This window comes from Pandoraea bronchicola, assembly GCF_902459805.1.
Lineage (GTDB): Bacteria > Pseudomonadota > Gammaproteobacteria > Burkholderiales > Burkholderiaceae > Pandoraea > Pandoraea bronchicola.
In genome coordinates, this window is the sequence record NZ_CABPST010000012.1 from 165,574 (window position 1) to 177,200 (window position 11,627).

The 11,627-nt window shown below is 58.5% G+C and carries 10 protein-coding genes and 4 tRNA genes; 1 reads left to right on the forward strand and 13 read right to left on the reverse strand.

Annotated elements, in window-relative coordinates:
- Positions 1 to 16: 16 nt before the first annotated feature.
- The 13 genes from rpoB to PBR20603_RS19855 all read right to left on the reverse strand — a co-directional run bounded on the left by rpoB (position 17) and on the right by PBR20603_RS19855 (position 10,781).
- Entirely contained in the window at positions 17 to 4,123 is a 4,107-nt protein-coding gene (gene rpoB, locus PBR20603_RS19795) for a DNA-directed RNA polymerase subunit beta (RefSeq protein ID WP_150561175.1), read from the reverse strand.
- A 484-nt stretch (positions 4,124 to 4,607) separates the two neighbouring features.
- Positions 4,608 to 4,985, reverse strand: coding sequence for a 50S ribosomal protein L7/L12 (gene rplL, locus PBR20603_RS19800; RefSeq protein ID WP_023593799.1), 378 nt, complete (start codon positions 4,983 to 4,985; stop codon positions 4,608 to 4,610).
- Between the two features lie 60 nt (positions 4,986 to 5,045).
- Positions 5,046 to 5,543: a 50S ribosomal protein L10 gene (gene rplJ, locus PBR20603_RS19805; protein WP_010804162.1), complete on the reverse strand. Its 498-nt coding sequence runs from the start codon at positions 5,541 to 5,543 to the stop codon at positions 5,046 to 5,048.
- A 331-nt stretch (positions 5,544 to 5,874) separates the two neighbouring features.
- On the reverse strand, positions 5,875 to 6,570 hold the full coding sequence (gene rplA / locus PBR20603_RS19810) for a 50S ribosomal protein L1 (RefSeq protein WP_042113451.1): 696 nt from the start codon (positions 6,568 to 6,570) through the stop codon (positions 5,875 to 5,877).
- The gene (gene rplK / locus PBR20603_RS19815) at positions 6,570 to 7,001 is read right to left on the reverse strand and encodes a 50S ribosomal protein L11 (protein ID WP_010804164.1); all 432 of its coding nucleotides are present in this window, start codon (positions 6,999 to 7,001) and stop codon (positions 6,570 to 6,572) included. Before rplK ends, rplA begins: the two co-directional genes overlap by 1 nt.
- A gap of 143 nt (positions 7,002 to 7,144) precedes the next feature.
- On the reverse strand, positions 7,145 to 7,702 hold the full coding sequence (gene nusG, locus PBR20603_RS19820) for a transcription termination/antitermination protein NusG (protein WP_039374983.1): 558 nt from the start codon (positions 7,700 to 7,702) through the stop codon (positions 7,145 to 7,147).
- A 1-nt stretch (position 7,703) separates the two neighbouring features.
- Entirely contained in the window at positions 7,704 to 8,084 is a 381-nt protein-coding gene (gene secE / locus PBR20603_RS19825; RefSeq protein ID WP_039393786.1) for a preprotein translocase subunit SecE, read from the reverse strand.
- 22 nt (positions 8,085 to 8,106) lie between these two features.
- Positions 8,107 to 8,182: transfer RNA gene (locus tag PBR20603_RS19830), tRNA-Trp, on the reverse strand.
- 64 nt (positions 8,183 to 8,246) lie between these two features.
- Entirely contained in the window at positions 8,247 to 9,437 is a 1,191-nt protein-coding gene (gene tuf, locus PBR20603_RS19835; RefSeq protein ID WP_150561176.1) for an elongation factor Tu, read from the reverse strand.
- Between the two features lie 73 nt (positions 9,438 to 9,510).
- Positions 9,511 to 9,585 (reverse strand) — tRNA-Thr (locus PBR20603_RS19840).
- A gap of 34 nt (positions 9,586 to 9,619) precedes the next feature.
- A tRNA-Gly gene (locus tag PBR20603_RS19845) sits at positions 9,620 to 9,693 on the reverse strand.
- A gap of 74 nt (positions 9,694 to 9,767) precedes the next feature.
- Positions 9,768 to 9,853, reverse strand: a tRNA-Tyr gene (locus tag PBR20603_RS19850).
- Positions 9,854 to 10,007: 154 nt separating this feature from the next.
- The gene (locus PBR20603_RS19855; RefSeq protein ID WP_150561177.1) at positions 10,008 to 10,781 is read right to left on the reverse strand and encodes a glycosyltransferase family 25 protein; all 774 of its coding nucleotides are present in this window, start codon (positions 10,779 to 10,781) and stop codon (positions 10,008 to 10,010) included.
- A 341-nt stretch (positions 10,782 to 11,122) separates the two neighbouring features.
- On the opposite strand from PBR20603_RS19855, the gene PBR20603_RS24630 reads away from it, so the two are divergent.
- The gene (locus tag PBR20603_RS24630) at positions 11,123 to 11,326 is read left to right on the forward strand and encodes a hypothetical protein (RefSeq protein ID WP_425495834.1); all 204 of its coding nucleotides are present in this window, start codon (positions 11,123 to 11,125) and stop codon (positions 11,324 to 11,326) included.
- Positions 11,327 to 11,627: the final 301 nt, after the last annotated feature.

Sequence of the window (11,627 nt, forward strand, 5' to 3'; positions counted from 1 at the left end):
TGTTGCCTGAACGCGATTAACCGCGCTCGAGGTCGATATCGATACCGAGCGAACGGATTTCCTTGACCAGCACGTTGAACGATTCCGGCATGCCGGCATCGATCACGTGATCGCCCTTGACGAGGTTCTCGTACACCTTCGTACGACCCGTCACATCATCCGACTTCACGGTCAGCATTTCCTGCAGCACATACGATGCGCCATAGGCTTCCAGTGCCCACACTTCCATTTCACCGAAGCGCTGACCACCGAACTGAGCCTTACCGCCCAACGGCTGTTGCGTCACCAGCGAGTACGGACCGGTCGAACGCGCGTGCATCTTGTCGTCGACCAAGTGGTGCAGCTTGAGCATGTGCATGAAGCCGCACGTGACCGGACGCTCGAAGGCTTCGCCCGTACGACCGTCGAACAGCGTGACCTGGTTCTTCGAAGGCGTCATGCCGAGTTCCTTCGCGATGTGATCCGGGAACGCCAGATCCAGCATGCGACGGATTTCCTCTTCATGCGCACCATCGAACACCGGCGTTGCGAACGGCACGCCGTTTTGCAGGTTGCGCGCGAGCGACATGATTTCGTCGTCCGACAGGCTGTCGATATCTTCTTGCTGACCGCTCTCGTTGTAGATCTTCGTCAGGAACTTGCGAACTTCCTGGACCTTGGTGTGCGCTTGCAGCATTTCGCCGATACGCCAGCCCAGACCCTTCGCTGCCCAGCCGAGGTGCGACTCGAGAATCTGACCCACGTTCATCCGCGACGGCACGCCGAGCGGGTTGAGCACGATGTCAGCCGGACGGCCATCGGCCATGTACGGCATATCCTCGATCGGCACGATCTTTGAGACCACGCCCTTGTTACCGTGACGGCCGGCCATCTTGTCGCCAGGCTGCAGACGACGCTTGACCGCCAGGTACACCTTGACCATCTTCAGCACGCCCGGCGGCAGTTCGTCGCCTTGCGTGAGCTTCTTGCGCTTCTCTTCGAAGGCCAGATCGAACTGGTGACGCTTCTGCTCGATCGATTCCTTGATCTGCTCGAGCTGTTGCGCACCTTCGTCTTCTGCCAGACGGATGTCGAACCAGTGGTAACGATCCAGATCGGCCAGGTATTCCTTGGTGATCTTGGTGCCCTTGGCGAGCTTCTTCGGACCGCCATTGGCCGTCTTGCCCACCAGGAAGCGCTCCAGACGCTGGAATGCATCGCCTTCCACGATACGCAGCTGGTCGTTCAGGTCCAGGCGGTAGCCCTTCAGTTCATCGTCGATGATCTGCTGAGCGCGCTTGTCGCGCTGGATACCTTCACGCGTGAATACTTGCACGTCGATGACGGTGCCGCTCATGCCCGAGGGCACGCGCAGCGAGGTGTCCTTCACGTCCGACGCCTTCTCGCCGAAGATCGCGCGCAGCAGCTTTTCTTCCGGCGTGAGCTGGGTTTCGCCCTTCGGCGTGACCTTGCCCACCATCACGTCACCGGCTTCGACTTCCGCACCGATGTACACGATGCCCGACTCGTCCAGACGGCTCAGTTGCACTTCCGCCAGGTTCGAGATGTCGCGCGTGATTTCCTCAGGTCCGAGCTTCGTGTCGCGAGCGACCACGTTCAACTCTTCGATGTGGATCGACGTGTAACGGTCTTCCGCAACGACACGCTCCGAGATCAGGATCGAATCCTCGAAGTTGTAGCCGTTCCACGGCATGAACGCGATCAGCATGTTCTGACCCAGCGCCAGCTCACCCAGATCGGTCGACGCGCCGTCGGCGATCACATCGCCGCGCGCCACCTTGTCGCCCACTTCCACTATCGGGCGCTGGTTGATGTTGGTGTTCTGGTTCGAACGCGTGTACTTGATCAGGTTGTAGATGTCCACGCCGACTTCACCGGCAACGGCTTCATCGTCGTTCACGCGAATCACCACACGGCCTGCATCGACGTAGTCGACCACACCGCCACGGAACGCCTGCACGGTCGTGCCCGAGTCAACCGCCACCGTACGTTCGATACCCGTACCGACGACCGCCTTTTCCGGACGCAGGCAAGGCACGGCCTGGCGCTGCATGTTCGAACCCATCAATGCGCGGTTCGCGTCATCGTGCTCGAGGAACGGAATCAGCGAGGCTGCCACCGACACGATCTGCGACGGGGCCACGTCCATGTACTGGATGCGGTCCGGCGTGACCATCAGCGTTTCGCCCGCTTCACGCGACGAGACCAGTTCATCGGTCAGTTCGCCGTTTTCGCCGATCGACGCGTTCGCCTGAGCGATCACGTAACGACCTTCTTCAATCGCCGACAGGTAGTCGATCTGATCGGTGACCTTGCCGTCTTCCACCTTGCGGTACGGCGTCTCGAGGAAACCGTATTCGTTCAGGCGGGCGTACAGTGCCAGCGAGTTGATCAGACCAATGTTCGGACCTTCCGGCGTTTCAATCGGGCACACGCGACCGTAGTGAGTCGGGTGCACGTCGCGCACTTCGAAGCCCGCACGCTCGCGCGTCAGACCGCCCGGACCCAGTGCGGACACGCGACGCTTGTGCGTGATTTCCGACAGTGGGTTGGTCTGGTCCATGAACTGCGAGAGCTGCGACGAACCGAAGAATTCGCGAATGGCCGACGAGATCGGCTTGCTGTTGATCAGGTCGTGCGGCATCAGGTTTTCCGACTCGGCCTGACCCAGACGTTCCTTCACAGCGCGCTCGACACGCACCAGACCGGCGCGGAACTGGTTTTCCGCCAGTTCGCCGACGCAACGCACGCGACGGTTGCCCAAGTGGTCGATATCGTCGACTTCGCCGCGACCGTTACGCAGATCCACGAGGATCTTGATGGTCGAGAGAATGTCGTCGTCTTCCAGCGTCATCGGTCCGAGCACTTCGTCACGGCCAACACGACGGTTGAACTTCATACGACCCACCTTCGACAGGTCGTAAGCTTCTTCGCTGTAGAACAGACGGTTGAACAGTGCCTCGACCGCATCTTCGGTCGGCGGCTCGCCCGGGCGCATCATGCGGTAGATCGCGATACGCGCGGCCGTCTGGTCGGCGGTTTCGTCGATACGCAGCGTGGCCGAGATGTACGAACCCTGATCCAGATCGTTCGTGTACAGCGTCTGGATGTCCGACACGCCCGACTCGCGCAGCTTGACCAGCACGCTTTCGGTGATTTCGTCGTTGGCGTTGGCAATCACTTCGCCGGTGTCGCCATCGATCACGTTCTTCGCGAGCACACGGCCGAGCAGGTAGTCTTCCGGCACCGAGATGAACTTGGTGTTGGCATTCTCCAGATCACGGATGTGCTTGGCGTTGACGCGCTTGTCCTTCTGGACGATGACCTTGCCTTCGCGATCCGTGATGTCGAAACGCGCAACTTCGCCACGCAGACGCTCCGGCACGAACTCCATCTGTGCGCCTTCCGGCATCAGCTTGAAGTTGTCGAACACGAAGAAGTTCGCGAGGATCTGTTCCGGCGTCAGGCCGATGGCCTTGAGCAGGATCGTGACCGGCATCTTGCGACGGCGGTCAACGCGGAAGTACAGGATGTCCTTCGGATCGAATTCGAAGTCCAGCCACGAGCCGCGGTAGGGGATGATACGCGCGGAGAACAGCAGTTTGCCCGAGCTGTGCGTCTTGCCCTTGTCGTGTTCGAAGAACACGCCCGGCGAACGGTGCAGCTGCGAGACGATGACACGTTCCGTGCCATTGATGACGAAGGAACCCGTCGAGGTCATGAGCGGAATTTCGCCCATGTACACTTCCTGTTCCTTGACTTCCTTGACTACCGGCTTGTTCGGCGATTCCTTGTCGAGAATCACCAGACGAACCTTGGCGCGCAGGGCCGAGCAGAAGGTCAGGCCGCGCTGTTGACATTCCTTGACATCGAACGCAGGAGTACCGAGCAGATAGCTGACAAACTCCAGGCGTGCGAACCCGTTGTGAGAAACGATCGGGAAAATGGAGGAGAAGGCTGCTTGCAGACCCTCCGGCTTCCGCTCCGATGCAAGCGCATCGGCTTGCAAGAACGATGTGTACGAGGCGAGCTGGGTGGCCAGCAAAAACGGCACCTTGTGCACGGTCGGACGCTTCGCAAAACTCTTGCGAATGCGTTTCTTCTCGGTGAAGGAATAGTGCATTACGATCTCCGAATCACTACGCTGACGACGACGGCAGGCATCGTTAACGGGTGTTCATCGACTGAGACCAGACGTCCCCCACGGCGGGCTTGCCGTAGAGCAACGAGCTTGGTGGTTGGCCGCTACCAACCGCTGGCTGACGGCGACGGATGCCTGTGTTGCCCGTCGCCCGACCAAACTTGCCTTCTGCAGTCGCTTCAGAAGACAAAGAGAAAACCGCCACGGTCACATTCCGGCGCGATTTTTTCTTTGGCCTCTTCGATACTTCTCTGGTGCTGCGTCTCGCTCAACTTGCCGATGTGACACGCGTTTGAAACAGCGCGGCCGACACGGGGTCTGGCGAATTCATTTTGCTTTCAACCACTTGGCGCTGCTTCGCGCCGGCTTTCGAATTCCACACGCCCCTTACGGGATTTGCATCTCCAGAAAGCACAAAAAGGCTGACGACTTTTCGTCGCCAGCCTTCCCTACGCGCAGAGCCGAATTACTTAACTTCGACCTTGGCGCCGGCTTCTTCCAGCTTCTTCTTGGCTTCGTCAGCGGCAGCCTTGTCGACGCCTTCCTTGACAGCCTTCGGAGCGCCATCAACCAGATCCTTGGCTTCCTTCAGGCCCAGGCCGGTGATTTCGCGGACGGCCTTAATAACGCCGACCTTGTTTGCACCGACTTCTGCCAGGATGACGTTGAATTCGGTTTGCTCTTCAGCAGCAGCAGCACCGCCGCCAGCACCAGCCGGGCCAGCAACTGCCAGGGCAGCAGCCGACACGCCGAACTTCTCTTCGAACGCCTTGACCAGGTCGTTCAGTTCCATAACCGACATCGCGCCTACGGCTTCGATGATTTCGTCTTTCGTGATTGCCATTTGTAAAACTCCTAGATTGTGTTCGGACCGAAGTCAGCGATCGTGTAACCGGGACGAGAATTAAGCAGCTTCCGCTTGCTTCTTCTCGGCCACGGCAGCCAGGACGCGAGCAAAGCCGGAAACCGGCGCTTGCATGACACCCAGCAACTTCGCGAGCAGTTCGTCGCGGCTCGGGATCGAGGCCAGCGCTTGCACGCCTGCCTTGTCCATCACCTTGCCGTCGTACGAGCCGGCCTTCAAGATCAACTTGTCGTTGCCCTTCGAAAAGTCGTTCAAGACTTTCGCAGCGGCTACGGGATCCGTCGAGATACCGTAGATCAGAGGACCGGTCATCTGCTCAGCCAGGTCAGCAAACGGGGTGTTTTCCACCGCGCGGCGTGCCAGCGTGTTCTTCAGAACGCGCAGGTAGACGCCTTGCTGACGCGCATTGGCGCGAAGCTTCGTCAGATCGCCAACCGTGATTCCGCGATATTCAGCCACAACGATGGTCGAAGCGCCGGCGACTTGCGCCGAAACTTCTGCCACGACGGCTTTCTTATCATCAAGATTAAGTGCCACGGTTAACCTCCAAAATTGACATCACCTCATGGTGACGCCGTTCCACTAACGGCTTACCGACATGTCTGGAGTTTCAACCCTCGCGTCCGGTTGCCCGTGTGCGACGGTGTGACTGCATAACTTGTTCGGGTTCGCCATCTGCGTTGGCTGGCGTATTAAGGGAGCGTCAGTGAATGCCCATTCCCGCCAACGGTCTTTGATAACCGGAAGCGATTTCCGAAGAACTCGCTTCCGCCCAAAGTCTTTTGCTACTGGCTGTCGATCTCGAGGACCTCAGCCATCGCAGGGGACGCCATCACCCTGCGATTGCGATACTGTCGCTTACGCGAGCTCAGGCAGCCAGGCTAGCCTGGTCCACACGCACGCCAACGCCCATCGTGCTCGACAGGGCGATCTTGCGCAGGTAGACACCCTTGCTCGAGGCAGGCTTGGCCTTCGTCAGCGCTTCCAGCAGTGCCGAAAGGTTCTGTTGCAGCGCTGCCGGTTCGAACGATGCGCGGCCGATGGTGGCGTGGATGATGCCGCCCTTGTCGACGCGGAATTGCACCTGACCTGCCTTGGCGTTCTTCACAGCCGTAGCAACGTCCGGAGTCACCGTGCCAACCTTCGGGTTCGGCATCAGGCCGCGCGGGCCGAGAATCTGACCCAGCGTACCGACGATACGCATCGTGTCCGGCGAAGCGATCACGATGTCGAAGTCCATGTTGCCGGCCTTGATCTGCTCGGCCAGGTCTTCCATACCGACGATTTCAGCGCCAGCAGCCTTGGCTTGCTCGGCCTTGTCGCCTTGGGCGAACACGGCAACGCGAACCGACTTACCGGTACCTGCCGGCAGAACAACCGAACCACGAACCACTTGGTCCGACTTCTTCGCATCCACGCCCAGTTGCACGGCGACGTCGATCGACTCGTCGAACTTGGCGCTTGCGCATTCCTTGACCAGGGCCAGGGCATCGCCGACCGGGTACAGCTTGTTGCGATCGACCTTGGCGGCCAGTGCTTGTTGACGCTTCGAGATCTTAGCCATTACAGACCCTCCACCGTGATGCCCATCGAACGTGCGCTGCCAGCGATGGTGCGAACCGCGGCGTCCAGATCGGAGGCGGTAAGGTCAGGCATCTTGGTCTTCGCGATTTCTTCCGCTTGTGCGCGGGTGATCTTGCCCACCTTGTCGGTGTGCGGCTTGCTCGAACCCTTTTGCAGGTTGGCAGCCTTCTTGATCAGCACCGTTGCCGGCGGGGTCTTCAGGACGAACGTGAAGCTCTTGTCCGCAAATGCGGTGATCACCACCGGAATCGGCAGACCCGGCTCGAGGCTCTGCGTTTGGGCGTTGAACGCCTTGCAGAACTCCATGATGTTCAGGCCGCGTTGACCCAGTGCCGGGCCCACGGGGGGCGACGGATTGGCTTTACCTGCAGGAATCTGCAGCTTGATAAAGCCGATGATTTTCTTTGCCATGGTTTACTCCGGAACGAATATGTGGCGCATATTCGGGGTTGAGTCATAGCGCGTTTTCACCGAAAACCGGCTACTGGCGCTCCTCGGCGACGGCTGTCACCAACGCAAAAACGCGCCGGACGTCGCGCCGGCGCATTTTATTCTTAGATCTTTTCGACTTGTCCGAACTCCAGTTCTACCGGAGTCGCCCGTCCGAAAATGGTGACGGAAACACGGAGGCGAGATTTTTCGTAATTCACTTCTTCCACCGAGCCGTTGAAGTCCGTGAAAGGACCATCCTTGACTCGAACCAGCTCGCCTACCTCGAACAACGTCTTGGGACGCGGTTTTTCCACCCCGTCCTTGATTTGCGACATGATCTTGTCGACCTCGGCCTGACGGATCGGAATCGGGCGATTACCCGTGCCGCCGACAAAACCGGTGACTTTGGCGGTGTTCTTCACCAAGTGCCACGTGTCGTCCGTCATTTCCATCTCACACAGCACATAGCCGGGGAAGAAACGACGCTCGGTGACCGACTTGTGGCCACCCTTTGTTTCAACAACTTCTTCGGTCGGAACGAGAATCTCACCGAAGTAGTCTTCCATGCCCGCGCGCGCAATGCGCTCGCGCAGCGCCTTGGCTACGCTCTTTTCCATGCCGGAATACGCATGAACGACGTACCAGCGCTTCTTACTCGGTGCAGCCCCGGTATCAGACATATCACTTCCAGCCAAGAATTAAAGAGAACACCGCCCATTCGATCGTCTTGTCGCTGATCCAGAGATACAGCGCCATGATGATGACGAACGCGAAGACGATCGCGGTCGTTTGAGCGGCCTCTTTACGGGTCGGCCAAACGACCTTACCCACTTCCCGATACGCATCCTTGGCAAAAGCCAGGAAGCCTTTGCCGGTTTGCGATGCCAATGCAACACCTGCTGCGATGGCCAGAACGACGACGATGGCAGCAACGCGCACGTACAGTGCCTGTTGCTCCAGCGCGTAGAACGCCACGACGCCAGCAATAACCAGCAGCCCGGCCAGAGCCAGCAGCAGCTTGTCGCCAGTCGTACGCACAGTTTCTACGGGAGAATTCGCCATTTCCAGCTTGCAGACAGTTGTTTGGCAGGGGCAGAGGGAATCGAACCCCCAACCTTCGGTTTTGGAGACCGACGCTCTGCCAGTTGAGCTATACCCCTAAAACAGCAGAGGGGCCAGCCGCCAAAAGCTGACCCCGTAAGCGCGGACCGTTAAGGTACCGGCTTAAGCTACGATCTTTGCAACCACGCCGGCGCCGACGGTACGGCCACCTTCGCGGATTGCGAAACGCAGACCTTCGGTCATGGCGATCGGGGCAATCAGCTTGACGCTGATCGACACGTTGTCGCCCGGCATGACCATTTCCTTGCCTTCCGGCAGGGTGATCGAGCCCGTGACGTCCGTCGTGCGGAAGTAGAACTGCGGACGGTAGTTGTTGAAGAACGGGGTGTGACGACCACCTTCATCCTTCGACAGAACGTACACTTCGCCCGTGAAGTCCGTGTGCGGCGTGATCGAGCCCGGCTTGGCCAGAACCTGACCACGCTGAACTTCTTCACGCTTCGTGCCGCGCAGCAGAATACCGACGTTATCGCCAGCCTGACCTTGGTCGAGCAGCTTGCGGAACATTTCGACGCCCGTGCAAATCGTCTTGACCGTCGGCGTGATGCCAACGATTTCGATTTCTTCGCCGACCTTGATCACGCCCGACTCAACGCGACCCGTCACAACCGTACCGCGACCCGAGATCGAGAACACGTCTTCGACCGGCATCAGGAACGCCTTGTCAACAGCGCGCTCCGGCGTCGGGATGTACGTGTCGAGAGCGTCAGCCAGTTGCATGATGGCAGCTTCGCCGAGTTCGCCCTTGTCGCCTTCCAGCGCCAGCTTGGCCGAACCCTTGATGATCGGCAGGTCGTCGCCCGGGAAGTCATACTTCGACAGGAGTTCGCGAACTTCCATTTCGACCAGCTCGAGCAGCTCGGCGTCGTCGACCATGTCGCACTTGTTCAGGAACACGATGATGTACGGCACGCCAACCTGACGGGCCAACAGGATGTGCTCACGCGTTTGCGGCATCGGGCCGTCAGCAGCCGAGCAAACCAGGATAGCGCCGTCCATCTGGGCAGCACCGGTAATCATGTTCTTGACGTAGTCGGCGTGGCCCGGGCAGTCAACGTGTGCGTAGTGGCGGTTAGCCGTTTCGTACTCGATGTGCGCGGTGTTGATGGTAATACCGCGTGCCTTTTCTTCCGGCGCTGCGTCGATGTCAGCGTAGTTCTTGGCTTCGCCGCCGAACTTCGACGACAGAACCGTTGCGATAGCGGCCGTCAGGGTCGTCTTGCCATGGTCAACGTGACCGATGGTGCCAACGTTTACGTGCGGCTTGGTCCGCTGAAACTTTTCCTTTGCCATTTCCGACTCCTAACGGGGTTATCTATTGCCGAGTTGCTCGGCATGTTGATTGCCGCGCTTCACACTATCTTTTTGGTGCCCATGGGCAGGATCGAACTGCCGACCTCTCCCTTACCAAGGGAGTGCTCTACCACTGAGCCACATGGGCGAATCCTGTACTGCTACTGCGTCTGCGCGTCACCTGGAGCGGGTGAAGGGAATCGAACCCTCGTCATAAGCTTGGAAGGCTTCTGCTCTACCATTGAGCTACACCCGCTTGGATTCCGACTCTCGCTTCTTGATAACGAGCACCGGAGACCTGGGTTTCCGACGCTCGTTACTTCCGCATTCTGGTGGAGGAGGTTGGATTCGAACCAACGTAGGCGTAAGCCAACAGATTTACAGTCTGCCCCCTTTAGCCACTCGGGCACCCCTCCGCAGAGAATTTGCAATTATGGAGATGTCCCCCGACCTTGTCAACACCTTCCATGCATTAAATACGCAGTTTTTGTGCCTGATGCTCTGCGGATTTTCACTATGTGCGGCAAGTCTTTGATTTGCTTGAATATGTCGAATTCAGTCGGGTCTCGATCATTCCCAACGACGAGTCGGCGTTAACAACCGGCGGCGCCACGCGTCGACGTACCGACTCAGGCTGTCGCGTCCCATATGGAATTCGCGACGGAGCTTCTGCGTGATGTTGCGCTTGGCTTTCTGGCGGCCGGTGATGGTAGTTCCCAGGTCGTCGCCTCGATCAAGCACCATATCTGGCGATATGGAAATCATGCGAATGCCGTGCTCCCAGTTGCGATTGAGCATATCGTCGACGGGATGGATCATGCGTCTGCCGTACTCAAGAAGCGTTAATGCGGCATCGCGACGGATGAGATATGCCTGGGTCCCCCCCGGCTGCTTGCGATGATCATTGAGGACGTCACCTCCCGGCAACTGCGCAACCTGCCAGTGCCCCGCAGAACCGGCGTCTTTCAGCCGCATGAGTCCCCACGGCACCGAGACGTCCAACGCCGAAGCCAAGCGCTGTGAGAAGTCGGGGGTGAGCTCGATATCGTCTTCCAGCACGCACCAGATGTCGTCATTGGAGCGCGCCAGATCCTGCCATATCCGGTAATGGCTGTCGTAGCACCCGACCTCGCCTAGCGTCAGGTGGTTGGCGTACGTTTGCAGGCGCGTGGAGGCGTCGTACTCAGGCGGGTACTCCTCGAAGCGCTCTGCATCGAAGAAACGGAACGGTACGCCGGCATCCGTCAATTGCGCCGTGATGTGGGCGCGACGGACTTCGCTATCCACGAGGGAAATGACAACAACAGGCGGAAGCCTCCGCTTTGAAATAAGTATCTGGTTCATTTTTTATAGTTAATACGCCCCCACAGCAATTTGGGGTTGAGCTCATTTCGTCAATTGAAACGGCAATACGATAACGACAAAAAATGTCAAATATTGATACTCCTCATTATTTTTTTGGGGGCATTCATCGGGAGGCAGACCACGGATGCATATCGGCCAGCATGAGCGCGAGATGATTGAATTAGTTTTAGCGTCTCAAGGTTACGTGCATTCATGGCGGTCATGACAGTCATGGCGCTTTCGACGACAAAGCGGCACTTGGCTTTGCCTAAGCGTCCATCCGGCGCGATTACGTAAATGGTTGCGACACGTCCCCGGCACCGCTTCTTTAGGGCATTGACGTGGTACCTGAAGCGCGACGTCAGAGCATTTCGGCGGCGTTGTTCGGATACGTTGAGCGGTGGGGAATCAGACGGAAGTGTGAAGAATTCGCCTCAGATAGCGATGTTGGCAACGTCGATGTACAAACGTTGCACCGAGCGCTTGGCTTCGAAGAGACTGAACGTGTCGTTTTCTTCAGAAAACGCATGGTAAAGGCCGAATGAATGCGAGCCTTCGTTGCGGCGCGATCTGAATCGATACTCGATCTCGATGGGCTTACCGAGATCCAGCGGTCGGACGCTCTGAGCCTGGCGAGGTCAGGACAGCGCGAACCATCGAATCGTGACGGCAGCGTCTCATGATCTGCGTGCCCATTGAGGCTCCTGCCGAGAGCGCGAGCACTGCATGTCTCTCGCGGCATCCAGTCATCAGACACTCTGCGCTAAGCGTGGTCAGGCAGGATCAGCGCGCCGCGAATCAGCGTTTGGTTGGCGTTATTGAGACGGAGATTGGCTCACGCTACGA

Excerpts from the sequence above, each read along its gene's own strand:
- rpoB (WP_150561175.1), bottom strand. The coding sequence starts at position 4,123 with ATGCACTATTCCTTCACCGAGAAGAAACGCATTCGCAAGAGTTTTGCG.
- rplL (WP_023593799.1), bottom strand. The coding sequence starts at position 4,985 with ATGGCAATCACGAAAGACGAAATCATCGAAGCCGTAGGCGCGATGTCG.
- rplA (WP_042113451.1), bottom strand. The coding sequence starts at position 6,570 with ATGGCTAAGATCTCGAAGCGTCAACAAGCACTGGCCGCCAAGGTCGAT.
- rplK (WP_010804164.1), bottom strand. The coding sequence starts at position 7,001 with ATGGCAAAGAAAATCATCGGCTTTATCAAGCTGCAGATTCCTGCAGGT.
- nusG (WP_039374983.1), bottom strand. The coding sequence starts at position 7,702 with ATGTCTGATACCGGGGCTGCACCGAGTAAGAAGCGCTGGTACGTCGTT.
- secE (WP_039393786.1), bottom strand. The coding sequence starts at position 8,084 with ATGGCGAATTCTCCCGTAGAAACTGTGCGTACGACTGGCGACAAGCTG.
- tuf (WP_150561176.1), bottom strand. The coding sequence starts at position 9,437 with ATGGCAAAGGAAAAGTTTCAGCGGACCAAGCCGCACGTAAACGTTGGC.
- PBR20603_RS19855 (WP_150561177.1), bottom strand. The coding sequence starts at position 10,781 with ATGAACCAGATACTTATTTCAAAGCGGAGGCTTCCGCCTGTTGTTGTC.